Raw genomic sequence first — 25,537 nt, forward strand, 5'->3', positions numbered from 1 at the left:
GGGCCGAAGGTTCGAGGCTCATCGCAAGCCGATCAAAGGACATTGCATGGCCATCAGGGACGCATTGGATCTAACACTTTCGGGCGCAACGGAGGCGGGGTTCACGCCCTACAGCCAGGCCGTGCGTGAACTGCTGTGCTTCATCGGCCATCCCGTCGCCTCCATCGACCGTGCCATATCGGCGGATCCCGGTTTCGTCATGGCGCATGTCTTCAAGGGCTATCTCTTCGGCCTCGCCACCGAGCGCGACGCGACGGCGGTAGCCAGGGCTTGCCACGAGGCGGCGCTGCCGCTTGCCGCCACGACCCGCGAAGAGGCGCATGTCTTGGCCCTCGGCCACCTCGCCAACGGGCGCTGGCATGATGCCGCCAGGATTCTCGAGGATATCGCCATCGAGACCCCGCTCGACGCGCTGGCGCTGCAGGTCGGGCACCAGATCGACTTTTTCACAGGCAATGCGCGCATGTTGCGTGACCGCATCGCCCGCGCTTTGCCGTCCTGGCGGAGCGATATGCCCGGTTATCATGGCATTCTCGGCATGCAGGCCTTCGGGCTGGAGGAAATGGGCGACTACACCAGGGCCGAAAAGCTTGGCCGCGCGGCGGTCGAGATCGAGCCGCGCGACGGCTGGGCGCAGCATGCGGTCGCGCATGTCATGGAAATGCAAAGCCGGCAAAGGGACGGCATCGCCTGGATGCGCGCCAATCCCGAGGCCTGGACAAGGGAGAGCTTCCTGCAGGTGCACAATTGGTGGCACCTGGCGCTGTTCCACTACGATCTCGGTGAGACCGACCAGGTGCTGGCGCTCTATGATGGACCGATCTATGGCACGCCATCGGCCATGGCGCTGAACATGGTCGATGCGTCGGCGATCCTGTGGCGGCTGCATCTCGGCGGCATCGATGTCGGTGACCGCTGGACGGCGCTCGCCGCCAATTGGCCCAAGGCCGGCGCCGGCGATTATGCCTTCAACGATGCGCATGCGATGATGGCCTTCGTTGGCGCCGGGCTCGACACCCCGGCGCGGACCTTGCTCGAGGCGCAGCGCGAGGCGATGCATGGCAGCGGCGACAACGTCGCCTTCACGCGGGATGTCGGCCATCCGCTGACGCTGGCAATCAAGGCATTCGGCGAGGCCAACTACACCGAGACCGTGCAGCTGATACGGCCGATCCGGGCGATCGCCAACCGCTTCGGCGGCAGCCACGCACAGCGCGACGTCATCGACCTGACGCTGATCGAAGCGGCATTGCGGGCCGGCGACGGCGCGCTCGCCAGGGCGCTCACGGCCGAGCGTTCGATGGCGCGGCCGGACAGTCCGCTGTCAGTGCTGCTTTCGCGGCGCGCCGCCGATTTGTCAGAGAATTGACCCGAAGCGGATCTTGTCTTAAAAACTGGCCAAGCCAGATTTTTTCGAGATCCGAAAAAATTAATGGCATGGGAGGAAATCATGTATCTCGGCCTCGATCTCGGGACGTCGGGCGTCAAGGCGCTGCTGATCGATGCCGGGCAGACTGTCATCGGCTCCGGTCACGCATCGCTCGACGTGTCGCGGCCGCATCCGGGCTGGTCGGAACAGGATCCGTCTCACTGGATACGCGCTTGCGAAGAAGCAATTGCCGAACTGAAGGCTTCCCACCCAAGCCAGCTCGCCGCGGTGAAGGGCATCGGCCTGTCGGGACAGATGCATGGCGCGACCTTGCTCGATTCCGCCGACGAGGTGCTGCGGCCCTGCATCCTGTGGAACGACACGCGCAGCCATGCCGAGGCGGCGGCGCTGGACGCCGACCCGCGCTTTCGCCAGCTGACCGGCAACATCGTCTTTCCAGGCTTCACCGCGCCGAAACTTGCCTGGGTGAAGAACAACGAGCCCGCGGTCTTCGCCAAGGTCGCAAAAGTGCTGCTGCCCAAGGATTTCCTTCGGCTCTGGCTTTCGGGTGAGTACATTTCGGAAATGTCGGATTCGGCCGGCACCTCCTGGCTCGATGTCGGCAAGCGGCGCTGGAGTGCGGACCTGCTCGCGGCGACATCGCTCGACGAGAAGCAGATGCCGTCGCTGGTCGAGGGTACTGAGAAGGCCGGGGCCCTGCGCAGCGAACTGGCTTCGAGATGGGGCATGCAGGCCGGCATCCCGATCGCCGGCGGCGCCGGCGACAATGCGGCTTCGGCATGCGGCATGGGCACGGTCGGTGCAGGCCACGCCTTTGTCTCGCTCGGCACATCGGGTGTGCTGTTTGCCGCCAATGCTTCCTATCTGCCCAACCCGGCAAGCGCCGTCCACACCTTCTGCCATGCGCTTCCGAACACCTGGCATCAGATGGGCGTCATCCTGTCGGCGACCGATTCGCTGAATTGGCTGGCGGAGATCACCGGCAAAGGCGCGGGCGAACTGACCGCCGAGCTCGGCGATACGCTGAAGGCGCCGAGCGGCGTGTCCTTCCTGCCCTATCTGTCGGGCGAGCGCACGCCCTACAATGATGCCGCCATCCGCGGCGCGTTCACCGGATTGGCGCATGAATCGAGCCGCGTGGTGCTGACGCAGGCCGTGCTCGAAGGCGTCGCCTTTGCCTTCCGCGACAGTCTCGAGGCGCTCGCCACAGCCGGGACGACCTTGACCCGGGTGACGGCGATCGGCGGCGGTTCGCGTTCGCGCTACTGGCTGAAAGCGATCGCCACCGCGCTTGGCCTGCCCGTCGATATTCCCGCCGATGGCGATTTCGGCGCCGCCTTCGGCGCGGCGCGGCTTGGCCTGCTCGCGGCGACGGGTGCCGATCCGCTCAGCATCTGCACGGCACCCAGGACGGATGCAACCATCGAACCGGATGCGGCACTCGGCGGGGTCTATGCCGATGCCTATCAGCGCTACCGCGCGCTGTATCCGGCGATCAAGGTGGCCACGGCGTGACTGCGTTCTCGCCCACGCCGCGGTCTGCCAGGGCGGCGTTATTGCGCCGGCACCTTGTCGAGAAAGCCAGTGACGTTCTTCAGGCGGCCGTTCTCGATGACACCGATGTCGGTGCCTTCGATGATGGAGGGAGTGCCTTCCGGGCCAAGGTTCCACGAGAAGCGGATGGCGTCGGCAAAACCGTCCGGCGTGCCCTTCAGCGAGAACCGGAAGCCGGCAAAGCGCTGCTGCACGCCGTCGATCAGAGCCGCGACGCCTGCATGGCCGTCGCCCTGCATCAGCGGGTCGCGATAGCTGACGTCTTCGGTGAAGGTCGCCTTGAGCAACTCGGCCCGGCGGTCCGCGTCGCTCTCGTTCCAGGCGCTGATGTAGCCTTCGGCGATCTTGATGAGGTCGGTCATGGTCTGTCTCCTTCGTTTGACGGTTTTGACATGAGCCTTTTCGACCGGCGGAAGAACGAAACCAATTACGCCTGAGGTAATCAGGGCGAACTATTCGAGAGAGGACAAAGATCATGAGCAGCGGATTTTTCGGCGATATCAAAGAGATCAAGTATGAGGGGCCGGATTCGACCGATCCGCTGGCCTACCGGTTCTACAATCCCGACGAGGTGGTGGCCGGCAAGCGGCTGGAAGACCATCTGCGTTTCGCCGTCGCCTACTGGCATTCCTTCGCCTGGCCGGGCGGCGACCCGTTCGGTGGCCAGACCTTCGACCGTCCGTGGTTCCCGAAAGCGGGTGGCGTCGACACGATGGAACTGGCGAAGCTCAAGGCCGATGTCGCCTTCGAAATGTTCTCGCTGCTCGGCGCGCCCTATTTCTGCTTCCACGACGCCGATGTGCGGCCCGAGGGCAAGGACTTTTCCGAAAGTGCGGCACGCCTCGACGAGATCGCGGACTATTTCGCCACCAAGATGAAGCAGACCGGCGTCAAGCTCTTGTGGGGCACGGCGAACCTGTTCTCCAATCGCCGCTTCATGTCGGGCGCCGCCACCAATCCCGATCCGGATGTGTTTGCCTATGCGGCGGCGACGGTGAAAAGCTGCATCGACGTCACCAAGCGGCTGAAGGGCGAGAATTACGTGCTGTGGGGCGGCCGCGAGGGCTATGAGACACTGCTCAACACCGACCTTGCCCGCGAGCAGGAACAGGCCGGCCGCTTCCTCAGCCTGGTCGTCGACTACAAGCATAAAATCGGCTTCAAGGGTACGATCCTGATCGAGCCGAAGCCGCAGGAGCCGACCAAGCACCAGTACGACTATGATGTCGCGACGGTCTATGGCTTCCTCAAGCGCTTCGGGCTGGAGAAGGAGGTCAAGGTCAACATCGAGCAGGGCCACGCCATTCTGGCCGGCCATTCCTTCGAGCACGAGCTGGCGCTGGCCAACGCGCTCGGTATTTTCGGTTCGATCGACATGAACCGCAACGACTACCAGTCGGGCTGGGATACCGACCAGTTCCCCAACAACGTGCCGGAAATGGCGCTGGCCTACTACCAGGTCCTGCAGGCCGGCGGCTTCAAGACTGGTGGCACCAATTTCGACGCCAAGCTGCGGCGCCAGTCGCTCGACCCCCAGGATCTGCTGATCGGCCACATCGGCGGCATGGATTCGTGCGCGCGCGGCCTGAAAGCCGCGGCTCGCATGGTCGAGGACAAGGCGCTGTCGGCGCCGCTGGCAGAGCGCTACGCCGGCTGGAACACGGCCGAGGGCAAGGCGATGCTTGCCGGCAAGCGCACGCTGGAAGAGATCGCCGAGCGCGTCGTCAAGAAGAAGATCGAGCCACAGCCAAGGTCCGGCCGCCAGGAACTGCTGGAAAACATCGTCAACCGGTACGTGTGAAGCCTGATCTCTGGACCGACATCCACCACCTCTGGCTGAAAGCAGCCGTGGTCGCCTTCTGCTAGTCACGGATTTTCGTTGGCCTGTGCGAGTTCAAGGTGCCGCGCCGCCGAAAAGGCGACGCGGCGGCTGGCAGGAGGAGGAAATGGCAGAGGATCGAATCATCGTGCCCCGGGCGCAGGCAACCGACATCCCAGCGTTGAAGCGATGCTGCAGGAAACATTCCAAGGCACCTGGCTGCCGAACATCACCGAGAAATCGGCGCAGCGCTACGTCGAATTGGATACTGGCGGGCGCTACGTCGACCAGAGCTGGCCGGAATTTGCCGTTGCCGAGATCGATTGCGACGTCGCAGGCCTGATCCATTGGCGTGCGGACTTTATCGAAGCCCTGCACGTCATGGCGTCGCGCCAAGGGCAAGGCGTTGGCCGCAAGCTGCTTTCCCATGCCGAACAGGCGATTGGCGCCGCCGGATTTGCGCAGGCGCGGCTGGAAACCGACACGTTCAATCTGCGCAGCCAGACGCTCTACAAAGCGGTTGGCTATGTCGAGAAAGATCGCTACCCCGACGACGAATGGGACAGCGGCTTCACCACCGTGCTGTTCGAGAAGCGGCTGTAGACGTCTCCGACCTGGCCTGGCCAGACGCGGGAACGACTTTGCGCAAGGCTGGCTCCGACGACACGGTTCTGCCCTCTACCGCCCTTCAATGACCTCGCTCTTGCCTTCAAACTGCCGTCACGTATCTCGTATAAGACTGGCTCGTGGCGGGAAGGAAGAAGGAGGCGAACCGATATGCAGAACGAACGTGAAATCGACGCCCTGCTCTCACCTGGCGAGGCCGGATCGATCATCGACCGGCTGATGGCAATGCCGCATCCGAAAGACGGCACGCAGCGCACAAACGAATGGGATCGCGCGGTTGCTGCGCGACTTGAAACAGTGCTGGCCAAGAGCATGCGCTCGCGCATTGTCCACGAAAGCCGCGATGTCGCTTGAAGGTCCCTGTGGTTTGACGAACGGAGCCTGTTTCGTCATCCTTCGCCGATGATACGCGCGGTGCTTCTGGACCTTTTGGGTGTCGTCTACAATGGCGACACCCCGATAGCGGGCGCTGTCTCGGCAATCAATCGCCTGCGCAATGCGGGCTTGCCACTCCGCTTTGTCAGCAACACAACTCGCTCAACACACAAGGCAATCATCGCGCAACTTACCGCCCTCGGCGTCGAGGTTGGAGAAGAGGAATTGCTGACGCCGGCGCGTGCCGCCGTCGAATGGCTGCGCAGGCACGGCCTCACACCGCATCTGCTCGTCCATCCCAACCTGGAGCCTGAGTTTTCCGGACTGGACGGCGCAAATGGGCGGGCCGTCATCGTCGGAGATGCAGGCGAAGCCTTCGATCATGCCAGGCTCAACCAGGCGTTCCGCGAGCTGGTGGCCGGCGCCGATTTTGTGGCGCTAGCCACCAATCGCACCTTCAAGGATGCAGACGGTCTGCTCAGCCTCGACACGGGCGCCTTCGTTGCCGCCCTCGAATTCGCCAGTGGCCGAACCCCTGTCGTGCTCGGCAAGCCGTCACCGGATTTCTTTCTTTCGGCGCTTGCCAATATGAACTGCTCGGCCGCCGATGCGGTCATGGTCGGCGACGATGCCGAGAGCGATGTCGCCGGCGCGCTGCGCGCCGGGCTTGGTGCGGCGCTGCTTGTGCGGACAGGCAAGTATCGCCCAAACGACGAAACACGTTTCAATCCGCCGCCCACGGCGGTGGTAGATGACCTCGCCGCCGCGGCCGACTGGATACTCACCAACCGCGCCGTACTCTGACTGGCGCCTCGCCAAAAGCTCTCGAAAACGCTCTGGAGAACGCCGCGGCGGACGAAAATCCGGTCCGCCCGGCAATATCGGCCATAGCCACCCGGGTGTCGACCACCAGCCGGCGCGCCGCCCCCAGCCGAAGCCTGAGATAGTAGGCACCCGGCGTCTCGCCGATCGACTTGCGAAAGATGCTTTCCAGTGTCCGCGCCGTCACGCCGACGCGCTTGGCCACCGCTTCTATGGTCAGCGGCTGGTCGACATGCGATTCCATCAATCGGATGGCTTGCGCCAGCCGTGGATCGTAGCCATCGAGCCGGCCGAGCGAGACCAACGGCTGGGCATCGGTGGCGGCGCGTGCCTGGTCGTAGATGAAGACGCTGGCGACATCGAGCGCCACCGCCATGCCAAGGCGCGTGCGAATGAGATGCAGCATCAGGTCGAAGGTCGGCGACGCGCCGCCCGAGGTGAAGACCGGTCCGTCGATGACATAGCGGTCGGGGCGGACATCGACGCCGGGAAAGGCCGACGAAAAGTCCTCCATGTCCTCCCAGTGGGTGGTGGCGCTGCGTCCTTCCAGCAGGCCGGCGCGCGCCACCAGCCAGGTGCCGGCCTCGACGCCGCCGCACGCTCGCGCTGCCCGTGCCGCCCGGCGCAAGCCTGAAAGCAGAGCCGACGTTGCGTAGTTCTGGGTGCCGAAGCCGGCGACGACGACAAGCACGTCGGCTGGATCGGCCGCATCGAAGCGGCCACTGACCGCCACCGGCAGGCCGCACGTGGTGACTGGAGCCTCGCCAGTCACCGAGACCAGCTTGAAATCGAAGAGGGTCTCGCCGGAAATGCGGTTGGCGGCGCGCAAGGGATCGACTGCCGACGCGACGCACATGATGGACGAGCCGGAAAACACCAGCAGCGTCACCTTGAGCGGCAGGCGCTCGGCGCGAAAGATGTCAGGTTTTTCGCTTTTTATCATATGCCCTTCGTAAAAGGCAAAACAGTTTCCGGCAAGTCAGGCAATGTTGGTTGGTTCTTATGCATGTCCCAAGGCCGGTTGCCACTTTTGGGCGGCATGCATGGTTGTTTCGATTGGGAGGAGAATTCGATGCCGCTCGCGATGAACCGTGAGGTCTTCATTACCTGTGCCGTGACCGGGTCCGGTGGCTCGCAGGACCGCAGCCCGCATGTGCCGCGCTCGCCCAAGCAGATCGCCGATTCGGCCATCGATGCGGCCAAGGCGGGTGCCGCGATCGTGCATTGCCATGTGCGCGACCCCGAAACAGGCAAACCTCGTCGCGACGTGCATCTCTACCGCGAAGTGACCGAGCGCATCCGCGCGGCAAACGTCGACGTCATCCTGAACCTGACCGCCGGCATGGGCGGCGACATGGTGTTCGGCTCGCCCGAAGCACCGCTGCCTTTGAATGAAAAAGGCACCGACATGGGCGGCGCCACCAACCGCATGGAACATGTGCGCCAGTGCCTGCCGGAAATCTGCACGCTCGACTGCGGCACCATGAATTTCGCGGAGGCCGACTATGTCATGACCAACACGCCCGGCATGCTGCGCGCCATGGGAGGCATGATGACGGCGCTCGGCGTCAAGCCGGAAATCGAGGCCTTCGACACCGGTCATCTGTGGTTCGCCAAGCAGCTGGTCGAGGAAAAGGTGCTGAACCCGGATGCCCTGGTGCAGCTCTGCATGGGCGTGCCGTGGGGTGCGCCTGACGACCTCAACACCTTCATGGCCATGGTCAACAATGTGCCGTCGACCTGGAACTGGTCGGCCTTTGCCATCGGCCGCAACCAGATGGCCTATGCAGCCGCGGCGGTGCTGGCCGGCGGCAATGTCCGCGTCGGGCTGGAAGACAATCTGTGGCTCGACAAGGGCGTGCTGGCAACCAATGCACAGCTGGTAGAGCGTGCCGCCAGCATCGTCACCAATCTGGGCGCCAGGATTCTCGGGCCCGAAGAAGTGCGCAAGAAGCTGAACCTGACCAAGCGGGCGCCGATAGCGGCATAACTCAATCGCTGGGAGGTCGGCATGACTACCGTCAAGTTCACGGCGATGAAGGATGGCGACAGGCAGGACTACGAGTTCCTGACCGCGCATGAGATCGACTATGCGGCGAAGACCGGCGAGCGGCTGCTCGACGCGCTGGTCCAGCTCGATGAAGGCCTGCCGGGGTACAAGATCACCCGACTCGGCCATTCACTGCAGGCGGCCACCCGCGCCTGGCGCGATGGCGCCGACACCGACTGGATCGCCTGCGCGCTGCTGCACGACATCGGAGACATCTACGCGCCCTACAATCACGACGAATACGCCGCTTCGATCCTGAAACCGTTCGTGCGCGAGCAATGCACATGGGTGGTGGAGAAGCATGGCGACTTCCAGCGGCTCTACTATGCCCATCATCTCGGCGGCGACCGCCACGCCCGCGACCGCTTCGCCGGCGAGCGCGTGCCCCTCCTCGATCCCGAAACTGCCACCAAGAGAACCGGAGCCCCAGCATGAGCATCATCAACAAGGCGGCCGCCATCGGCGGCGGTGTCATCGGTGCCGGCTGGGTGGCGCGCCTGCTGCTCAACGGCATTGACGTTTCAATCTTCGATCCCGATCCGGAGGCGTCGCGCAAGGTCAGCGAAGTGATGAAGGGTGCGCGCCGCGCCTACAAGCAGATGGTGCCCGGCGGCCTGCCGAAAGAGGGCCGGCTGACCTTCGCCAAGACCATAGCCGAGGCGGTGGCCGACGCCGATTTCATCCAGGAAAGCGTGCCGGAACGGCTCGACCTCAAGCACCGCGTGCTGGCCGAGATCGATGCCCATGCACCGGCCAATGCCATTGTCGGTTCCTCCACCTCCGGCATCAAGCCGACCGACATGCAGGTGGCGATGAAGAAGCATCCTGAGCGGTTGGTCGTCGGCCATCCGTTCAACCCCGTCTATCTGCTGCCGCTGGTCGAGATCGTCGGCGGCGAGCAGACCTTTCCCGAAGCAATCGAAGTCGCCAAGGAGATCTACGCCTCGATCGGCATGAAGCCGGTCGTCATCCGCAAGGAAATCGAAGCCTTCGTCGGCGACCGCCTGCTCGAAGCGGCATGGCGCGAGGCGCTGTGGCTGATCAAGGACGGCATCTGCACGGTCGAGGAACTCGACGACATCATGCGCTATGGCTTCGGCCTGCGCTGGGCGCAGATGGGCATGTTCCAGGTCTATCGCGTCGCCGGCGGCGAGGCCGGCATGCGCCACTTCATGGCGCAGTTCGGCCCGTGCCTGAAATGGCCGTGGACCAAGCTGATGGACGTGCCAGAGTTCAACGACGAATTGGTCGACCTGATCGCAACGCAGTCGGACGACCAGGCGCATGGGCTGTCGATCCGCGAGCTGGAAAAGATCCGCGACGACAATCTGGTCGCAATCATGGACGCGCTGTCGAAGCAGAACAAAGGCAAGGGCTGGGGCGCCGGCGCCTTGCACAAGGACTATACCAAGCAGTTGGCCAAGCTGGCGGCGAAGAAGCCGACCGCCTCCAAGGCGGCAGAGAAGGCCAAGGCAAGCAAGCCGAAGAAAAAGACCGGCAAGAAGAAGGGCTGACCCCATGGATTTCGGGCTGTCGGAGGAACAGAAGCTCATCGTCGAGACGACGCGAGCCTTCGTCGAAAACGAGCTTTATCCGCATGAGCGCGAGGTCGAGCGCACCGGCGTGCTGCGCCGCGAACTCATCGAGGAGATCAAGGTCAAGGCGATCGAAGCCGGCCTGTACGCCGCCAACATGCCGGCGGACGTCGGTGGCGCCGGGCTCGATACGGTGACCTGGCTGCTTTATGAAAAGGAGCTCGGCCGCGCCAACTATGCGCTGCACTGGACCTGCGTGGCGCGGCCTTCCAACATCCTTTTGGCCGGCACGCCGGAGCAGCGCGAAAAATATCTGTTCCCTTGCATCCGTGGCGAGAAATGGGACTGCCTGGCGATGACCGAGCCGGGCGCCGGTTCCGATCTGCGCGGCATGAAGGCGACCGCGGTGCAGGATGGCCACGACTGGGTGCTGAACGGCACCAAGCACTTCATCAGCCACGCCGATCTCGCCGATTTCGCCATCGTGTTCATGGCCTCGGGCGAAGAGGATTCGCCGCGCGGCAAGCGCAAGAAGATCACCGCCTTCTTCGTCGACAAGGGCACCAAGGGCTTTGCCGTGCGCGACGGCTATCGCAACGTCTCGCATCGCGGCTACACCAACGCCATCCTCGAATTCGATGATTGCCGGCTTCCCGCGAGCCAGGTTCTCGGCGAGGTCCATAAGGGATTTGACGTCGCCAATTCCTGGCTCGGCGCCACCCGGCTGCAGGTCGGCGCCACTTGTGTCGGCCGCGCCGAGCGGGCGCTGGGCCATGCTGTCGAATATGCCGCCCAGCGCCAGCAGTTCGGCCAGCAGATCGGCAAGTTCCAGGGCGTGTCGTTCAAGCTTGCCGACATGGCGACGGAACTGAAGGCGGCTGACCTGATGGTGTTCGAAGCCGGCTGGAAGTACGATCAGGGCACCGTCACCGATCAGGACATGGCCATGGCCAAACTGAAGGCCACCGAAATGCTTGCCTTCGTCGCCGACGAAGCGATCCAGATCCATGGCGGCATGGGGCTGATGGACGACCTGCCGCTGGAGCGTATCTGGCGCGACGCGCGCGTCGAGCGTATCTGGGAAGGCACGTCCGAGATCCAGCGCCACATCATTTCGCGGGCGCTGCTGCGCCCGTTTGGAGCCTGAGCATGATCGTGAAAAGTGGTATCCGGTTTTCTCGGACAAACGATCTCGTTTGTCCCGAGATCATGCTCCAACGAGAAAACCATCATGCATAAACTCGAACGTCTCCTGCGGCCGAAGTCGATCGCCGTCTTCGGCGGTGCGCAGGCTGCCGCCGTCGTCGCGCAATCGATCAAGATGGGCTTTGCCGGCGAGATCTGGCCGGTACACCCGACCAAGGACGAGGTGGCCGGCCGCAAGGCCTATCGTTCGGTGGCCGATCTGCCCGGCGCGCCTGACGCCGCCTTTGTCGGCGTCAACCGCCACCTGACCATCGAGGTTGTCAAGGCGCTGGCCGAACGCGGCGCCGGCGGCGCCGTCTGCTTTGCCGCAGGCTTCCTCGAAACCGAGGCCTATGACGACGACGGCGAGCGGCTGCAGGCCGAACTGGTCGCGGCGGCGGGCCAGATGCCAATCATCGGGCCGAATTGCTATGGCCTGATCAACTATGCCGATGGCGCACTGCTGTGGCCCGACCAGCATGGCGGCATCAGGCTGGCCGAGGGCGGCAAAGGCGTCGCCATCATCACCCAGTCGTCCAACATCGCCATCAACATGACGATGCAGAAGCGCGGCCTGCCGATCGCCTTCCTCATGACCGCCGGCAACCAGGCGCAGACCGGCCTGTCCGAAATGGCGCTTGGCCTGATCGAGGACGAGCGGGTCACGTCGCTCGGCCTGCACATCGAGGCCTTCGATTCAGTAGCCGGCTTCGAACGGCTGGCGGCCCGGGCACGCGAGCTGAAGAAGCCGATCATCGCCATGAAAGTCGGACGTTCCGAGCAGGCGCGGCAGGCGACAGTCTCGCACACAGCCTCGCTGGCCGGCTCGGACGCGGCCTCGGGCGCTTTCCTGAGGCGGCTCGGCATCGCCCGCGTCGATTCCATCCCCGCCTTCATCGAGGCGCTGAAGCTGCTGCACGTCACTGGTCCGCTGCCTGGTTATCGTCTGTCGTCGATGAGCTGTTCGGGCGGCGAGGCCTCCGTCATGGCCGACAGTGCCGAAGGCCGCTGGGTCAATTTCCCTGACCTGACCGGTTCGCACCGCGCTCATGTCAAATCGACGCTCGGGCCGCTGGTGGCGGTAGCCAACCCGCTCGATTACCACACCTTCATCTGGAACAACGAGCCGGCGATGACCGCCACCTTCACCGCGATGGTGTCGGGCGGTTTCGACCTCAACATGCTGGTGCTGGACTTTCCGCGCCCCGACCGCTGCTCGGATACTGACTGGTGGGCGACGTTGCGTGCCTTCGAATCGGCGCTGAAGACCAACAGGGCGCAAGGCGCCATCGTCTCCTCGCTGCCGGAGAACCTGCCGGAAGAATACACGGCCGGACTGATGGCGCGTGGCATGGTGCCGTTGTTCGGCATTTCCGAGGCCATGGACGCCGCCCAGGCGGCAGCCTTCATCGGCTGGGCGTGGCGCGAACCGCAGGCGCAGCCGATCGACACGTCCGCCTCCGGTGCGCCCGGTGGCGACCACATCACGCCCGACGAGGCCGAGGCGAAATCGCGGCTGATCAAGGCCGGCCTGCCAGTGCCCAAGGGCGAACGCGCCGCCAATGCCGTCGAGGCGGTGATCTCCTCGATGGCGCTCGGCTTTCCGGTGGCGCTGAAGGCGCTGGGCGTCACCCACAAATCCGAGGTCGGTGCTGTCAGGCTCAACCTCAAGGACGCCGAATCCGTCAGCACGGCAGCGCATGACCTGCTGCCGCTCGGCACCGGCCTCTATGTCGAACGCATGGTGCGCGACGGCGTCGCCGAACTGATCGTCGGATTCACCCGTGATCCGATGTTCGGCGCGGTGATGACGCTGGGCACCGGCGGCGTGCTGGTCGAGCTGTTGCGCGACAGCGTCACGCTGATGCTGCCGGCAACCCGCGACGACATCGAGGCGGCGTTGCGCGGCCTCAAACTGTTCCCGCTACTCGAAGGCTATCGTGGCCGGCCGAAAGCCGATGTCGCCGCGGCCATCGAGGCTATCTCGGGCATTGCCGCCTTCGTGCAGCAGAATGCCGGCGAGATCGAGGAACTCGACATCAACCCGCTGATCGTCTGCACAGAGGGCAAGGGCGCCTGGATCGCCGACGCGCTGCTGGTGCTGGGAGACAAGAAGAATGTCTGACGTCATTTCGACCCGCCGCGAGGGCACCATCCTGGAGGTCACGCTCGACCGGCCCAAGGCCAACGCCATCGATCTCAAGACCTCTCGGCTGATGGGCGAGACGTTCAAGGCATTCCGCGACGATCCTGATCTGCGCGTTGCCATCGTCAAGACCGCGGGCGACAAGTTCTTCTGCGCCGGCTGGGATCTGAAGGCGGCTGCCGGCGGCGATGCGGTCGACGGCGACTATGGCGTCGGCGGCTTTGCCGGGCTGCAGGAACTGCGCGACCTCAACAAGCCTGTCATCGCTTGCGTCAACGGCATGGCGGTCGGCGGCGGCTTCGAGCTGGCGCTGTCGTGCGATCTGATCTACGCCTCCGATCATTCCTCCTTCGCGCTGCCCGAGATCCGCGCCGGCACGCTGGCCGATGCCGCGACGATCAAGCTGCCGAAGCGCATCCCCTATCACGTGGCCATGGACCTTTTGCTCACCGGCCGTTGGATGGATGTCGCGGAGGCGCATCGCTGGGGTCTGGTCAACGAAGTGCTGCCCAAGGAGAAGCTCGAGGACCGTGTCTGGGAGATCGCCCGGTTGCTCGCCGGAGGCCCGCCGCTGGTGTTTGCCGCGATCAAGGAGACGGCGCGGGTGGCCGAGGCGCTCACCTTCCAGGACGCGATGAACAAGGTGACACGCCGCCAGTTGCCGACCGTCGATGCCCTCTATGGCTCCGAGGACAATATGGAAGGTTTTCGCGCTTTCGCCGAGAAACGCGAGCCGGTGTGGAAGGGGAAGTAGTGGCGGCCCCATGACCGACTACAAAGCCCTCATCGACGCCGAGACCTGGGCCTTCATCGAGCGAACCAATTCCTATTATCCGCCTGATACGATCGACTACACGATCGCGCAGCAGCGCGAGATCTATGACCGGATGTGCCGCGAGTTCTTTGCCGGCTACCCCGAGGGGGTTGCAGTCGAAACCTCTGCCCTTGCAACGCCCACCCATGATATCCCGATCCGCATCTACCGAAGCGCGTCGCAGGCAGCGGCGACGGCGCTTTATTTCCATGGCGGCGGCTTCATCCTCGGCGGGCTGGATAGCCATGACGATGTCTGCGCCGAGCTCTGCGCCCGCACCGGCTATGAGGTGGTCTCGGTCGACTACCGGCTGGCGCCGGAGCACCTGCATCCGGCGGCCTTCGACGACGTGATGAGCGCCTTCGAATGGGCTGCTGCCAATCGCGAGCATCCCGTCGTGCTTTGCGGCGACAGCGCCGGCGGCAATCTTGCCGCTGCCGTCAGCCATGCGACACGCGGCCATCAGCGCAAGCCGATCGGGCAGGTGCTGATCTATCCCGGGCTCGGCGGCGACCGTTCGCGCGGCTCTTATGTGACGCATGCCGAGGCGCCGATGCTGACCGTGCGCGACCTGGAATTCTACAAGAACGTCCGCACCGGCGGCGTGGATGGGACCGGTGACATCACGCTGTCGCCACTCGCCGATGGCGACTTCGCCAATCTGCCGCCGACGGTGCTGATCACTGCCGAGTGCGACCCGCTGTCATCAGACGGCGAAGCCTATCGCGCACGCGTCGCCGCCGCCGGCGGACGGGCATATTGGCTCGAGGAACCTGGGCTGGTGCATGGCTATCTGCGAGCCCGGCACACGGTCGGCCGCGCCCGCGCCAGCTTTACGCGGATCGTCGATGCGGTAGCCGCTTTGGGAACGGGCGAATGGGTCCCCTGAGCGCCGTCATCCATATGCGGCGTATATAATTCAGGCCAAAACCTGGTCTCGAATTCCTATGCGGCCAGCGATTAAGTACTTCCGGGCCGCCGCTCGGCGGCGGCCGGAACGACAGACTGGCTTCAAACATGAAATCACATTCAGTCTGGCTGACCTCCAGGGTCAGCCGCAGGGTGCCGACGGAATATTTTGTCCTGGCAAACCTCAGAGAACAAGGCGCGATCATCGGTCGGCTCGCCGGCCATCCGATCGCCGATACGGTCGTCGATGCGAGCGGATCCCGATATCGCTATGTCGGCGTTGCAACGCGCGACGCCAATGGGCGCTTCGATTTCGAAGCGCTGCGGGCTGGCGAATGGATCGTCCAACCGGGCCTGGTTTATGCCGCTGACGGCAAGGCCGCTCCGTCAAAACCGCTGCTGAGCAGGCGCGACCGCAATCCGTCCTGATTGCATTGCGCCGGGTCCACCCTCGTTCAAAGTCACCATCGCCTCTCGAATTGCCGTTGCGGTTTCAGGACGGACAGGGGTCATTGGCAAGCGGACGTCCGGGCTCAGCCCCAGCGCCAGATGCAGGGCGTATTTGACCGGCACCGGATTGCTCTCCAGCTCGAGCGCCGCGATGAGTGGCCGCAAGCGATGATGGATGGCCCGAGCGGTGTGGTGGTCGCCTTGCCGGTAGGCATCATGCATCTCGACGCACAGTCGCGGGGCGACGTTGGAGACCACGGAGATCGTGCCACGCCCGCCCATCGTGTTGAAGCCGAAGGACGTGGCGTCGTGGCCGGACAGGCAGATGAAACGGCGCCTCAGCACGGCGGGCAGCGAGGACAGGCGGTTCACATCGCCAGTAGCGTCCTTGATGCCGACGATGGTTGGAATCTGCGCCAGGCGCTCGACCGTCTCCTGCGACAGGTCGACACCGGTACGGGCCGGGACGTTGTAGACGATGATCGGTATCTTGACCTTGCCGGCGATGGCTTCGAAGTGGCGGAAAATCCCCTCCTGGCTCGGCCTGTTGTAGTAGGGCGTGACGATGAGGGCAGCGTCGGCCCCGAAAGCCTCGGCGGCTGTCGAAAGAGCAATCGTCGTCTCGGTGCTGTTCGTCCCGGTGCCGGCGATGATCGGCACCCTGCCCGCGGCAATTTTCACGCAGAGCGCGATGATGTCGAGGCGCTCCTCCCACGATAAGGTCGGGGACTCACCGGTGGTGCCGCACGGCACCAGCCCGTTGATCCCTTGTTCGATCTGCCAGCGCAGCAGCGTGGTCAGTTGCTTCAGGTCGACCTCGCCGTCGGTGAACGGCGTTACCAGCGCGGTCATCGCTCCGGTCAGGCGCATTCGTGCTTGTTCGGGTGTCATGGCAATCAAATTCTCCTTGGTGATTGTTTGGGGACGCCGCCTGTTCGAGGTGCGAAAGAAGCAAAGCCGAGAGCACCGCTGCAGCCAGATCGGTGTGGTCCGCTTCGGCTATGCAGGCGTTGCCTGGCGTCGCTACAGGCGGGGTTTGAATGGTGCAAACCCATCGCTCGCCGGTCGTGCTGAGCGACGAAACCGAGCGCTCCGGTTTCGACAGGGCGACGAGCAGGAGGACGGCGTCGAGCGTGGCGCCGGCCTCGACCAGGCCGGCAAACCGCCGGCCTTGCCTAGACGATTTGTCGAGCGACAGGCCGCGTGCGGCCTCCCACAGTTGGTGCTCGAGCAGCCTGCCGACATGCGGGAGACGATCGAACAATCCGGCCAGATCGGCAGTGTTGGACGTGTCCATGGTCAGACCGTTTCGGAAAAGTGAAAGCAGCCGGAAACAGGATCAGTTGAACAGGGAAAGGCACACGCTTGCCGGGGCGAAGCGTATCGCGCCGGCCTGATGACCGCTTTCCATCGTGGCGAAACGAACAGCCGAGGTCCTGTCGGCGAAAACACCGCCGGTCATGCCTTCTTCGTCGCGCGCGATCCAGTGGCCTTCGCCATCGCGCCCAACCACGAAGCGGTGAAACGCGTTTCCGTCAGAGGGGATATGAGAACGTTGCATGATAATCTTCTGCTTTGCGATCAGGAAACTTGAGCAGCGATGGTGGCCGCGACCAGCAAGCCGCCGGCGACCAGGAGCCACCATGTCGGAGTGAAGGGCGCGACCAGGCTGCCTGGCCGGCGATTGTTGTTGGCGGCCCGCCTGATTTGTTCGAGCTGCGACGCCGGCAGCGGACGATGGGTGGGCAGATAGAGCCCGTCCGAGAGGAACATCGAAGACTTCCTTCTTTCTTAACTGTCGCCACGAGGTGGTGACTGCCTGCAGCGGCTCAGGACCGGCTGCACTCAGAAAGATAAAAGCATCCGCATTTGTATTCGAGGCGGCCGAAAACTGAAAAATATAAAAAAGTCATATGTTTATCGCCCGGGCGTATGTGGCCCCCAAGCAGGAAATCGGACCGCCGCGGCGCTGTTTCACGCCACCGCGGCGGCCGCGGCCCGGCCGGCGCTGCGGCCGGAAAAGATGCAGCCGCCGAGGAACGTGCCTTCAAGCGCCGCATAGCCATGCACACCGCCGCCACCGAAACCTGCGGCCTCGCCAACGGCATAAAGCCCCGCCACCGGCTGGCCGTCGGCACCCAGTACACGGCTGTCGAGATCGGTCTCCAGGCCGCCCAGCGTCTTGCGGGTCAGGATGTTGAGGCGGACCGCGATCAGCGGACCGTTTGCCGGGTCGAGCATTTTATGTGGCTTGGCCGTGCGGATCAGTTTGTCGCCAAGGTAAGCACGCGCACCACGCAACGCGGTGATCTGCATGTCCTTGGAGAACGGATTGTCGAGCTGCCGGTCGCGGGCGCGGATCTCGCGTTCGACCTTTGCGAGTTCGAGCAGCGGCTCGCCGCCGGCCAGCGCGTTCATGCGGGCGACCAGCTTCGGCAGGTCGGCCTCGACGATGAAATCCTCGCCCTTCTCCATAAACGCCTTCACCGGGCCCGGAATGCCCGACGTGGCGCGGCCGAGCACCTGACGCCAGCTCTTGCCGGTCAGGTCGGGGTTCTGTTCGGAGCCCGACAGCGCGAACTCCTTCTGGATGATCTTCCTGGTCAGGACGAACCAGGAATAGTCGAAGCCGGTACTCATGATGTGGTTGAGCGTGCCCAGTGTGTCGAAGCCGGGATAGAGCGGCACCGGCAGGCGCTTGCCCCTGGCATCGAGCCACAGCGATGACGGGCCGGGCAGGATGCGGATCGCATGATCGGTCCAGATCGGCGCCCAGTTCCTGATGCCCTCGACATAGTGCCACATGCGGTCGCGATTGATGACGCTGCCGCCGGCCGCTTCGGTGATCGCCAGCATGCGGCCGTCGACATGGTCGGGCACGCCCGTGATCATGCGCTTGGGTGCCGCGCCCAGCCGCTGCGGCCAGTTCTCCCGCACAAGCTGGTGATTGGCGCCAATGCCGCCGGAGGCGACAATCACGGCTTGCGCATGAAGCTCGAAATCGCCTGATATATCGCGCGAGCTCTTGTGGCCACGCTCGACGGTGCTTGGCTGCAGGATGTCGCCGCGCACGCCGTCGACGGTGGCGCCCGTGCGGGTCAATTCGTTGACCCTGTGGCGGAATTTGAAGCGGATCAGCCCGCTTTTCTCGGCTTCGCGGACGCGCTGTACGAAGGGTTCAAGCACGCCGGGGCCGGTGCCCCAGGTGACGTGAAAGCGCGGCACCGAATTGCCATGGCCGATGGCGTTGCCACCGCCACGCTCGGCCCAGCCGACGACGGGAAAGAATTTCAAGCCGCGCTGCGTCAGCCATGAGCGCTTCTCGCCGGCGGCGAAGCCGACATAGGCTTCGGCCCATTTGCGCGGCCAGTAATCTTCCGGGCGGTCGAAAGCGGCGGTGCCCAGCCAGTCCTCGAGTGCCAGATCAGGCGAATCGTGGATGCGCATGCGCCGCTGCTCGGGTGAATCGACGAGGAAGAGCCCGCCGAACGACCAGAACGCCTGGCCGCCGAGCGACTGTTCCGGTTCCTGGTCGACGATGACGGTTTTCTTGCCTGCCTTGGCAAGCTCGGCAGCGGCGACCAGCCCGGCGAGGCCAGCGCCGACAATGATCACGTCCGCATCGTCAGCCATCTTTCCCCTCCCAATTAGCCGGCTAAAGCAATTCCGGGGAAAGCGTGAAACGATTTTCCCTCCGGAATTGCGTCGAACAAAGGGGCTGGCTAGACGGCTTCCCAACCTTCCTTGCCGCCAGCGCGGAAGATGGCGTCGATGACCTTCTGGTTGAGCACGGATTCTTCCAGCGTGAAGACCCGCTCCTTGCCGCCCTGTGCGGCCCGCGCGAAGGTCTCGACCTCCAGCCGGTACTGCTGGGTGCCGGGAAAGCGGAATACCTGCGCCTCCGTGTGGTTCTGGTTGTGCAGTTCGACGCGGTGATGGTCGTAGAGTCCGGCGTTGAAGGGCGAAAACACCTCGATGAGCCCCTTCTCGCCATGGAACACCATGACCTGGCGCGCCGCCATCTGCGTCGACAGGTAGAAGGACAGCTCGAAGTCGCCGAAATCGGCGCGGATCGAGGAATAGATGTCGGTGCCGAATGTCTTGTCGCGCTCGATCGTCGCCTGGACGCGGAGCGGCTCCTTGCCGGTGGAAAAGCGCGTCGAGACGGTCGGGTAGACGCCGATGTCGGGCAGCGCGCCGCCGCCCAGATCGAGCTTGTTGCGCATGTTGTCGGGGTCGACATTGTAATAGGAGAAGGCGCCCTGGACGTGGCGCAGGCGGCCGATGGCGCCGCTGGCGATGAGATCGCGCACCTTGATCCATTGCGGGTGGTAGATGACCATGAAGGCCTCGCAAACCAGCACCTTCTTGGCATCGCGCAGCTTGATCAGCGGCAGGATGTCCTTGGCGTCGAGCGCCAGCGGCTTTTCGACCAGCACGTGCTTGCCGGCCTCGATCGCCTTGGCCGCCCATTCGACGTGTTGGGAGGTCGGCAGCGGGATGTAGACGCCGTCGACCTCGCTGGAGGCGAGCAGGTCCTCATAGGAGCCGAAGGCATGGCGCGCGCCGAAGCGCTCGGCCAGGGCCTTGGCCTTCGACAGGTCGCGGCTGGCGATTGCCGACAGAACGCCGTTCTCCGCGTCGACCATTGCCGGCAACAACTGCTCGCGGCCGATTTTGGCCGTCGACAACACACCCCATCGGAACATCAGGCTTCTCCATAGCGATTGCAGGCGACGAGGTTTGCCCGAAATCTCAGGAAAAGCCAATGACCAGGACTGCCTGGATCAGCTCCGTTTGCCCGTCAGCGTCATGTCGAAGTCGACGATGTTGGAATAGATCGGCGTGCCGACATCCATGCCGTAGCGTGACCTGAGCACCTTGCCGGTGACATGGAATTTTATCGTGCCGGCCTTGAGGTCGCCAAGCTGGGCCGTGAACGCTTCCGGAAACGTCTTGCCGCGCGCCGTCAGGCGGCCGCTGACGAGCGCCGTGGTGTCGCTGGTGCGGGTCACGCTGGTCGAGCGGAACTGGATCTCAGGGCTGTCGGCGGCATCGAACACCGCGTCCGAGCGCAGGAAGGCATCGATGCGGCCCTGGCCGGTGCCGACGCTTTCGGGAAATATGGTGAAATTAACCTGCGAGCGGGCGACGTCGCTGTTGTCGATGCGGATCGAGCCTTTGAAGCGGCCGAACGCGCCATCGAGGCCGCCGCCACCGACCTTGCCGATGGAAAAGCGGATCGAGGAGTTGGCCGGGCTGATCGCGTAGCTGCCGGCGGCATCACCAAGCGCGATTGCCGCTGAAGCCGGCATGGCAAGGCAAACGGCGACCGCCGCAAATCCGAGGATACGCGTGTACATTGAAGTGTTTCCTTGTTGTAGGCAGCGCATTTCCTGCGCGCCCTCACCCAATTAACGAATGACCCGGCCGCTCTATTCCGCACTGTCCTCTGACGAAGGCGTGATCATGCGCGTGAGCACGCCATCCCTGAGCTGGAAATGATGACGCAGCGCCGCCGCGACATGCAGCACGACCAGGGCCATGCCGGCATAGGCGAGATACCAATGCGCTGACGTCCAGAAGCTTTCGGCCGCATCCGATTCGGCCAGCGGCAGGTTCGGCATGAGGAAAAGGTTGAACGGCAGGCTGGGGATCTCCAGCATCGACACCGACACCAGCGCCCAGCCGGACAAGGGCAGGGCCAGTTGAAACGCGTAGAGCGCAATGTGAGCGAGTGGCGCGGCCCGCCGCTCCAAGGTTCCGACCGTGCCCGGCAGCGCCGGCGCCGCATTGCCGAAGCGCCAGGCGATGCGCAGGATCACCAGTCCGAGCAGCAGAAAGCCGAAGGATTTGTGCAGCTGGATCAGTTCGAAGGCAGTGCGCTGGCTGGTCAGCCGCACCATGATGAAGCCGAGCCCGAACTGGCCGATGAAGATCAGCGCTATAAGCCAGTGAAGAATGATCGCACCCCAGCCATACCGGGTCGTGCTGTTGGTAATCGATGCCTGCATGGGACGTGAACGAATGCCGGGGCGACTTTCTTCCTTCGCTTCACCCTCCCCCTTGCTCGAAGCGGAGATTGCGAGACGGGGTGCGCCCTACGAGACCCCCACCCTGCTTCGCAAAGCCGCCTTGCGGCATTTGCAGCGCGACCCTCCCCAAAAGGGGGCGGGTGAGTTTATCCGCTCACCTTGAAGAAATCGACGAAGGCGCGCAGCGCCGGCCGCATCTGGCGGCGGCTGGGATAGTAGACGAAGAACCCGTCGAAAGGCGGGCACCAGTCCTCCAGCACGCGGATCAGTCGGCCGTCGGCGAGCGGCGTGGCGAAATAATCCTCGAAGACAAAGGCGAGCCCGGCACCGTCGACGGCCGTTTGAGCGATCAGATGGTCCTCATCGAGGACAAGCGGTCCCTGCACGGCCATCTCGATCGCCTCGCCGTCCTTCTCGAACTCCCATCGGTAGAGGATGCCGCTGGAGAAGCGAAAGCGGATGCAGCGATGATCGGCAAGCTCGCGCGGATGATGCGGTCTCGGCATGGTCGCGAAATAGGACGGCGCGCCGACAACTGCGCCGCGAATGTCCGGCCCGATGCGCACCGCGATCATGTCGCGTTGCAAGCTCTCGCCAAGCCGCACACCTGCGTCGAAACCACCTTCGACGACATCGGTGAAACGATCCTCGATGACGATCTCCAGCACGATGTCGGGATAGACCGCCGCGAACGCAGCGAGCCGTGGCGTCAACACCAGATGGGCGGCGGTGCGCGGTACGCTAAGCCGAAGATTGCCGGCCGGTCGGTCGCGCGCCTCGACCGCCGTCTCCAGTGCAAGGTCGATCTCGGAAAGTGCCGGCCGCAACCGTTCAAGCAGTTGCGCGCCCTCCTCGGTCGGGGCGACGCTGCGGGTGCTGCGGGCCAGAAGACGAACGCCCAGTCGTGCCTCGAGGCTAGAGACCGCATGGCTGACCGCCGATGGCGCGATGGCCAATTCCCTGGCCGCACCGCGAAAGCTGCCGCATTGGGCAACGGTTGCCAGCACGGCCAGTTGGGAGAGATGCGCTCGGTTCATTGATCTATTTCTTGGAACAGCCCGTGCAAATGAGAGACCATTATCGAACACAAAGCAAGATGCTATCTCCCCATGCATGTCGCCCAAAAGTGCGCAGCGGTTTTGGGGGCAACGACATGCTTAAGACTTAAAACTTAAAGCGCGTTGTCGACGCTTTAAGCATCGCAACAAGGAGACGCGTGATGCAAACCCGCAAGCTAGGAACTGAATTGAACGTGTATCCCGTCGGCCTCGGCTGCATGGGCATGAGTTTTGTCTATGGCGGCCAGCCGGAGGCCGAGGCGATCGCCACGTTGCACCGTGCCATCGAGATCGGCGTCAACTTCTTCGATACGGCGGAAGTCTACGGCCCCTACGAGAATGAGATCCTGCTTGGCAAGGCGCTGAAGGCGGTGCGGGACAAGGTGACCATCGCCACCAAGTTCGGCTTCAAGATCCTGGAGGAAGGCATAGGCATCGATCGCATGGCCGGCGTCGACAGCCGTCCCGAGCACGTCAAGGCCGTCGCCGAGGCGTCGCTCAAGCGGCTCGGCACCGATGTCATCGACCTCTACTACCAGCATCGCGTCGATCCCAACGTGCCGATCGAGGACACGGTCGGCGCCATGGCCGAACTGGTGCGCGAAGGCAAAGTGCGGGCGCTCGGCCTGTCGGAGGCGAGTGCGGCAACCATCCGCCGGGCGCATGCCGTGCATCCGATATCGGCCGTGCAAAGCGAATACTCGCTGTGGAGCCGTGACCCGGAAGACGAGGTGCTCGCCGTCTGCCGCGAACTCGGCATCGGCTTCGTTCCCTACAGCCCGCTCGGCCGTGGCCTGTTGACCGGCACCATCGCCAAGCCCGAGGCTTTGAGCGACGACGACTGGCGCCGTGGCTTGCCGCGCTTCCAGGCCGACGCCATGGCCGCCAACGCCGCTGTCATCGCCACGCTGGAGAAAATGGCGGCTGAAAAGGGCGTGACCTCGGCGCAGCTGGCGCTCGCCTGGGTGCTGGACCAGGGCGATTTCATCGTGCCGATCCCCGGCGCGCGGAAAATCCGCCATCTGGAACAGAACACGGCGGCCGCCGCGATCGAGCTGAGCGCGGCCGAGGTGCAAACCATCGGCGATGCGATGTCGCCGGATAAGGTCGTCGGCAAGCGCTACACCGAGGAGTTGCTGGCGCTGGTGAGTGGGTAAGAACTGGTTATGCCGGATAACTCGAAAGGGGCGCCTTCGGCGCCTTCAGACTGCTGACAAACCCCGTCTATTTTAGGCGGGGTTTTGTTTTATGCGACTGAACGGGTTAGCGATTTCGTTGTCAGGACAATTTGACAGGAGGTTGCAGGACGGGGACCCGTGGTTCGCTGGCCTCAGGCGATGCCTGGTTTTGGCTTTGGCCACAGGCAAAGGGCGATTTTCTTGATGTTCTGGGCGGCGGCTGCAATCAGGCACTGGCAGGCGACGCGAACGTGACTTCGGAAGCGGGCGTAGCGGTGGCCATGCAGTTGCTTGGCGTCCGCGAAGGAGCGCTCGACGGTCTCCTTGCGGCGGCGGTAGATAAGCTTGCCCCAGCCGGTGAGGCGATTGGCGTCGATGCGCTCTCGCGCATCTTGCCAGACATGGCGGGTGATGGTGCGTGTCGCGGCGGCGTTGGTCGTGCAGGAGGCCAGCAGCGGGCAGGTTTGGCAAATGGCCGGGTCGCTCTTGTATTGGCGGTAGCCGTTGCGATCGGTGGTGGCGTAGCTGAGAAGCTGGCCCTGTGGGCAGCGATAGCCATCCAGATCCGGCTCATAAGCGAAGGCGGTTTTCCTCATCATGCCGGGCTTGGGTGGTGTTGGATTGCGATAGCCGGTGACGCCGAGGATGTCGCGGTCCTCCAATCCCTTGGCGATGCCAGCGGTTGCGTATCCCGCATCGAGCCCAACCGCCCCCACTTGGAAGCCGAAGCGTTGGCGCTGTCGGTCGAGGCGTGAGAGATAGACGATCGAGTCATGCACGTTGGCCGGCGTGGCATGGGTGTCGGTGATGATGGCATGGGCGGCGTCCACCGTGCGGTGGTCGAGATAGAAGAAGCCCTTCGGCTTGCCGTCGCGCACCATGTAGCCGCTGTCGGGGTCGGTACGCGACACCTTGGTCTGCTTCTCGGCGGGCTGGCGTTCCTTCTCCTTCAACGGCTTCTTGCCATGTTGGACCCGGTCCTCCTCGATCGCGGCGTCCAGCGCTTCCCAGTAGTCGGCGCGCGACTTGGCCACCACCGCAAGGTCGAAGCGGTTCTTGTTGGCGCTGGCCTTCAGATGCGTACTGTCGGTGTAGAGCACTGTGCCGTCGACAAGCCCATGCCGGATCGCCTGCTCGACGATCCTGTCGAAGATACCCTGCGCGATGGTCTCATCCTGATAGCGCCGGCGTCGGTTCTGCGACAGCGTCGAGGCGTCGAACACCTTGTCCGTCAGCTTCAGCCGCAGGAACCAGCGATAGGCGACGTTGACCTCGATCTCGCGCACCAACTGGCGTTCCGAGCGAACCCCAAACAGGTAGCCGATGAACAGCGCCTTGAACATCAAGGTCGGGTCGAGCGGCGGCCGGCCATTGTCGGCGCAGTACAGCGGCGCGGTCAGATCGTGGATGAACGAAAAGTCGATCGCGCGCTCGATCTTGCGCAACAGATGATCAGCCGGAACAAGCTGATCCAACGTTACCATCTCAAGCGCGGTCTGTTCGGGGGCGGGTCGCTTCAACATGACCCAGTGAATCAAAAACCCCCAGCAAAAGCCAGGGGTTTGTCAGCAGTCTGGGGCGCCTTCGGCG

General features: G+C 63.9%; 27 protein-coding genes. 16 read left to right on the plus strand and 11 right to left on the minus strand.

Translation table 11 applies throughout. The features are described from left to right. Window positions 1-46 precede the first annotated feature (46 nt). Complete coding sequence (locus CGZ66_RS07600; protein ID WP_095083097.1) at window positions 47-1,369, plus strand: tetratricopeptide repeat protein; 1,323 nt, start codon at window positions 47-49, stop codon at window positions 1,367-1,369. A gap of 81 nt (window positions 1,370-1,450) precedes the next feature. Next, entirely contained in the window at window positions 1,451-2,905 is a 1,455-nt protein-coding gene (gene xylB / locus CGZ66_RS07605) for a xylulokinase (protein ID WP_095084315.1), read from the plus strand. Between the two features lie 38 nt (window positions 2,906-2,943). On the opposite strand, the gene CGZ66_RS07610 is transcribed toward xylB, so the two are convergent. After that, complete coding sequence (locus CGZ66_RS07610) at window positions 2,944-3,306, minus strand: nuclear transport factor 2 family protein (protein WP_095083099.1); 363 nt, start codon at window positions 3,304-3,306, stop codon at window positions 2,944-2,946. Between the two features lie 113 nt (window positions 3,307-3,419). Here CGZ66_RS07610 and xylA point away from each other — a divergent pair, with 113 nt between their 5' ends. From xylA to CGZ66_RS07630, 4 genes are all read left to right on the plus strand, one after another. After that, window positions 3,420-4,745: a xylose isomerase gene (gene xylA / locus CGZ66_RS07615; RefSeq protein ID WP_095083101.1), complete on the plus strand. Its 1,326-nt coding sequence runs from the start codon at window positions 3,420-3,422 to the stop codon at window positions 4,743-4,745. A 207-nt stretch (window positions 4,746-4,952) separates the two neighbouring features. Beyond that, on the plus strand, window positions 4,953-5,366 hold the full coding sequence (locus CGZ66_RS07620) for a GNAT family N-acetyltransferase (protein ID WP_245331038.1): 414 nt from the start codon (window positions 4,953-4,955) through the stop codon (window positions 5,364-5,366). A gap of 174 nt (window positions 5,367-5,540) precedes the next feature. Next, window positions 5,541-5,744, plus strand: coding sequence for a hypothetical protein (locus tag CGZ66_RS07625; RefSeq protein WP_095083103.1), 204 nt, complete (start codon window positions 5,541-5,543; stop codon window positions 5,742-5,744). 60 nt (window positions 5,745-5,804) lie between these two features. Beyond that, entirely contained in the window at window positions 5,805-6,569 is a 765-nt protein-coding gene (locus CGZ66_RS07630; protein WP_342586855.1) for a TIGR01458 family HAD-type hydrolase, read from the plus strand. On the opposite strand, the gene CGZ66_RS07635 is transcribed toward CGZ66_RS07630, so the two are convergent. Beyond that, complete coding sequence (locus tag CGZ66_RS07635) at window positions 6,547-7,530, minus strand: GlxA family transcriptional regulator (protein ID WP_095083107.1); 984 nt, start codon at window positions 7,528-7,530, stop codon at window positions 6,547-6,549. The genes CGZ66_RS07630 and CGZ66_RS07635 overlap by 23 nt on opposite strands. A gap of 129 nt (window positions 7,531-7,659) precedes the next feature. Between CGZ66_RS07635 and bcoG the strand changes: the two genes are divergently transcribed. From bcoG to CGZ66_RS07675, 8 genes are all read left to right on the plus strand, one after another. Next, a complete protein-coding gene (gene bcoG / locus CGZ66_RS07640) occupies window positions 7,660-8,577 on the plus strand; it encodes a 3-dehydrocarnitine:acetyl-CoA trimethylamine transferase BcoG (protein WP_095084316.1) in 918 nt (305 codons plus the stop codon). A gap of 21 nt (window positions 8,578-8,598) precedes the next feature. Next, the gene (locus CGZ66_RS07645; RefSeq protein WP_095083109.1) at window positions 8,599-9,072 is read left to right on the plus strand and encodes an HD domain-containing protein; all 474 of its coding nucleotides are present in this window, start codon (window positions 8,599-8,601) and stop codon (window positions 9,070-9,072) included. Continuing rightward, a complete protein-coding gene (locus tag CGZ66_RS07650; RefSeq protein ID WP_095083111.1) occupies window positions 9,069-10,151 on the plus strand; it encodes a carnitine 3-dehydrogenase in 1,083 nt (360 codons plus the stop codon). The genes CGZ66_RS07645 and CGZ66_RS07650 overlap by 4 nt, the downstream gene beginning before the upstream one ends. 4 nt (window positions 10,152-10,155) lie before the next feature. Further along, complete coding sequence (locus CGZ66_RS07655) at window positions 10,156-11,319, plus strand: acyl-CoA dehydrogenase family protein (RefSeq protein WP_095083113.1); 1,164 nt, start codon at window positions 10,156-10,158, stop codon at window positions 11,317-11,319. Between the two features lie 84 nt (window positions 11,320-11,403). Next, complete coding sequence (locus CGZ66_RS07660; protein WP_095083115.1) at window positions 11,404-13,482, plus strand: acetate--CoA ligase family protein; 2,079 nt, start codon at window positions 11,404-11,406, stop codon at window positions 13,480-13,482. After that, complete coding sequence (locus tag CGZ66_RS07665) at window positions 13,475-14,257, plus strand: carnitinyl-CoA dehydratase (protein WP_095083117.1); 783 nt, start codon at window positions 13,475-13,477, stop codon at window positions 14,255-14,257. The genes CGZ66_RS07660 and CGZ66_RS07665 overlap by 8 nt, the downstream gene beginning before the upstream one ends. A gap of 10 nt (window positions 14,258-14,267) precedes the next feature. Continuing rightward, window positions 14,268-15,206: an alpha/beta hydrolase gene (locus CGZ66_RS07670; protein ID WP_095083119.1), complete on the plus strand. Its 939-nt coding sequence runs from the start codon at window positions 14,268-14,270 to the stop codon at window positions 15,204-15,206. 128 nt (window positions 15,207-15,334) lie between these two features. Beyond that, the gene (locus CGZ66_RS07675; protein WP_095083121.1) at window positions 15,335-15,655 is read left to right on the plus strand and encodes a hypothetical protein; all 321 of its coding nucleotides are present in this window, start codon (window positions 15,335-15,337) and stop codon (window positions 15,653-15,655) included. Here the strand turns inward: CGZ66_RS07675 and dapA are convergent. Continuing rightward, window positions 15,614-16,567 (minus strand): 4-hydroxy-tetrahydrodipicolinate synthase, encoded by a 954-nt coding sequence (gene dapA / locus CGZ66_RS07680; protein ID WP_095083123.1) that lies wholly within the window; start codon window positions 16,565-16,567, stop codon window positions 15,614-15,616. The two genes, CGZ66_RS07675 and dapA, sit on opposite strands and share 42 nt — an antisense overlap. Between dapA and CGZ66_RS07685 the strand changes: the two genes are divergently transcribed. Then, complete coding sequence (locus CGZ66_RS07685) at window positions 16,566-16,997, plus strand: hypothetical protein (RefSeq protein WP_095083125.1); 432 nt, start codon at window positions 16,566-16,568, stop codon at window positions 16,995-16,997. The genes dapA and CGZ66_RS07685 overlap by 2 nt on opposite strands. 18 nt (window positions 16,998-17,015) lie before the next feature. Here the strand turns inward: CGZ66_RS07685 and CGZ66_RS07690 are convergent, their stop codons facing one another. The 7 genes from CGZ66_RS07690 to CGZ66_RS07720 all read right to left on the minus strand — a co-directional run bounded on the left by CGZ66_RS07690 (window position 17,016) and on the right by CGZ66_RS07720 (window position 22,748). Continuing rightward, window positions 17,016-17,237 (minus strand): hypothetical protein, encoded by a 222-nt coding sequence (locus CGZ66_RS07690; RefSeq protein ID WP_095083127.1) that lies wholly within the window; start codon window positions 17,235-17,237, stop codon window positions 17,016-17,018. 20 nt (window positions 17,238-17,257) lie between these two features. After that, window positions 17,258-17,449 (minus strand): hypothetical protein, encoded by a 192-nt coding sequence (locus tag CGZ66_RS07695; protein ID WP_095083129.1) that lies wholly within the window; start codon window positions 17,447-17,449, stop codon window positions 17,258-17,260. Window positions 17,450-17,650: 201 nt separating this feature from the next. After that, the gene (locus CGZ66_RS07700; RefSeq protein ID WP_095083131.1) at window positions 17,651-19,309 is read right to left on the minus strand and encodes an FAD-binding dehydrogenase; all 1,659 of its coding nucleotides are present in this window, start codon (window positions 19,307-19,309) and stop codon (window positions 17,651-17,653) included. Window positions 19,310-19,398: 89 nt separating this feature from the next. After that, on the minus strand, window positions 19,399-20,385 hold the full coding sequence (locus CGZ66_RS07705) for a Gfo/Idh/MocA family protein (RefSeq protein WP_095083133.1): 987 nt from the start codon (window positions 20,383-20,385) through the stop codon (window positions 19,399-19,401). Between the two features lie 78 nt (window positions 20,386-20,463). Further along, window positions 20,464-21,039 (minus strand): YceI family protein, encoded by a 576-nt coding sequence (locus CGZ66_RS07710; protein ID WP_095083135.1) that lies wholly within the window; start codon window positions 21,037-21,039, stop codon window positions 20,464-20,466. Between the two features lie 72 nt (window positions 21,040-21,111). Further along, window positions 21,112-21,690, minus strand: coding sequence for a cytochrome b (locus tag CGZ66_RS07715; protein ID WP_095083137.1), 579 nt, complete (start codon window positions 21,688-21,690; stop codon window positions 21,112-21,114). Between the two features lie 167 nt (window positions 21,691-21,857). After that, complete coding sequence (locus CGZ66_RS07720; protein WP_095083139.1) at window positions 21,858-22,748, minus strand: LysR family transcriptional regulator; 891 nt, start codon at window positions 22,746-22,748, stop codon at window positions 21,858-21,860. A gap of 182 nt (window positions 22,749-22,930) precedes the next feature. Between CGZ66_RS07720 and CGZ66_RS07725 the strand changes: the two genes are divergently transcribed. Then, complete coding sequence (locus CGZ66_RS07725; RefSeq protein WP_095083141.1) at window positions 22,931-23,926, plus strand: aldo/keto reductase; 996 nt, start codon at window positions 22,931-22,933, stop codon at window positions 23,924-23,926. Between the two features lie 173 nt (window positions 23,927-24,099). Here the strand turns inward: CGZ66_RS07725 and CGZ66_RS07730 are convergent, their stop codons facing one another. Then, the gene (locus CGZ66_RS07730; RefSeq protein WP_095081263.1) at window positions 24,100-25,470 is read right to left on the minus strand and encodes an IS1182 family transposase; all 1,371 of its coding nucleotides are present in this window, start codon (window positions 25,468-25,470) and stop codon (window positions 24,100-24,102) included. Between the last annotated feature and the right edge of the window lie 67 nt (window positions 25,471-25,537).

Source organism: Mesorhizobium sophorae, assembly GCF_002270415.1.
GTDB lineage: Bacteria > Pseudomonadota > Alphaproteobacteria > Rhizobiales > Rhizobiaceae > Mesorhizobium > Mesorhizobium sophorae.

Excerpts from the sequence above, each read along its gene's own strand:
- CGZ66_RS07600 (WP_095083097.1), top strand. The coding sequence starts at position 47 with ATGGCCATCAGGGACGCATTGGATCTAACACTTTCGGGCGCAACGGAG.
- xylB (WP_095084315.1), top strand. The coding sequence starts at position 1,451 with ATGTATCTCGGCCTCGATCTCGGGACGTCGGGCGTCAAGGCGCTGCTG.
- CGZ66_RS07610 (WP_095083099.1), bottom strand. The coding sequence starts at position 3,306 with ATGACCGACCTCATCAAGATCGCCGAAGGCTACATCAGCGCCTGGAAC.
- xylA (WP_095083101.1), top strand. The coding sequence starts at position 3,420 with ATGAGCAGCGGATTTTTCGGCGATATCAAAGAGATCAAGTATGAGGGG.
- CGZ66_RS07620 (WP_245331038.1), top strand. The coding sequence starts at position 4,953 with ATGCTGCAGGAAACATTCCAAGGCACCTGGCTGCCGAACATCACCGAG.
- CGZ66_RS07625 (WP_095083103.1), top strand. The coding sequence starts at position 5,541 with ATGCAGAACGAACGTGAAATCGACGCCCTGCTCTCACCTGGCGAGGCC.
- CGZ66_RS07635 (WP_095083107.1), bottom strand. The coding sequence starts at position 7,530 with ATGATAAAAAGCGAAAAACCTGACATCTTTCGCGCCGAGCGCCTGCCG.
- bcoG (WP_095084316.1), top strand. The coding sequence starts at position 7,660 with ATGCCGCTCGCGATGAACCGTGAGGTCTTCATTACCTGTGCCGTGACC.
- CGZ66_RS07645 (WP_095083109.1), top strand. The coding sequence starts at position 8,599 with ATGACTACCGTCAAGTTCACGGCGATGAAGGATGGCGACAGGCAGGAC.
- CGZ66_RS07650 (WP_095083111.1), top strand. The coding sequence starts at position 9,069 with ATGAGCATCATCAACAAGGCGGCCGCCATCGGCGGCGGTGTCATCGGT.
- CGZ66_RS07655 (WP_095083113.1), top strand. The coding sequence starts at position 10,156 with ATGGATTTCGGGCTGTCGGAGGAACAGAAGCTCATCGTCGAGACGACG.
- CGZ66_RS07660 (WP_095083115.1), top strand. The coding sequence starts at position 11,404 with ATGCATAAACTCGAACGTCTCCTGCGGCCGAAGTCGATCGCCGTCTTC.
- CGZ66_RS07665 (WP_095083117.1), top strand. The coding sequence starts at position 13,475 with ATGTCTGACGTCATTTCGACCCGCCGCGAGGGCACCATCCTGGAGGTC.
- CGZ66_RS07670 (WP_095083119.1), top strand. The coding sequence starts at position 14,268 with ATGACCGACTACAAAGCCCTCATCGACGCCGAGACCTGGGCCTTCATC.
- CGZ66_RS07675 (WP_095083121.1), top strand. The coding sequence starts at position 15,335 with ATGAAATCACATTCAGTCTGGCTGACCTCCAGGGTCAGCCGCAGGGTG.
- CGZ66_RS07685 (WP_095083125.1), top strand. The coding sequence starts at position 16,566 with ATGGCAATCAAATTCTCCTTGGTGATTGTTTGGGGACGCCGCCTGTTC.
- dapA (WP_095083123.1), bottom strand. The coding sequence starts at position 16,567 with ATGACACCCGAACAAGCACGAATGCGCCTGACCGGAGCGATGACCGCG.
- CGZ66_RS07690 (WP_095083127.1), bottom strand. The coding sequence starts at position 17,237 with ATGCAACGTTCTCATATCCCCTCTGACGGAAACGCGTTTCACCGCTTC.
- CGZ66_RS07695 (WP_095083129.1), bottom strand. The coding sequence starts at position 17,449 with ATGTTCCTCTCGGACGGGCTCTATCTGCCCACCCATCGTCCGCTGCCG.
- CGZ66_RS07700 (WP_095083131.1), bottom strand. The coding sequence starts at position 19,309 with ATGGCTGACGATGCGGACGTGATCATTGTCGGCGCTGGCCTCGCCGGG.
- CGZ66_RS07705 (WP_095083133.1), bottom strand. The coding sequence starts at position 20,385 with ATGTTCCGATGGGGTGTGTTGTCGACGGCCAAAATCGGCCGCGAGCAG.
- CGZ66_RS07710 (WP_095083135.1), bottom strand. The coding sequence starts at position 21,039 with ATGTACACGCGTATCCTCGGATTTGCGGCGGTCGCCGTTTGCCTTGCC.
- CGZ66_RS07715 (WP_095083137.1), bottom strand. The coding sequence starts at position 21,690 with ATGCAGGCATCGATTACCAACAGCACGACCCGGTATGGCTGGGGTGCG.
- CGZ66_RS07720 (WP_095083139.1), bottom strand. The coding sequence starts at position 22,748 with ATGAACCGAGCGCATCTCTCCCAACTGGCCGTGCTGGCAACCGTTGCC.
- CGZ66_RS07725 (WP_095083141.1), top strand. The coding sequence starts at position 22,931 with ATGCAAACCCGCAAGCTAGGAACTGAATTGAACGTGTATCCCGTCGGC.
- CGZ66_RS07730 (WP_095081263.1), bottom strand. The coding sequence starts at position 25,470 with ATGTTGAAGCGACCCGCCCCCGAACAGACCGCGCTTGAGATGGTAACG.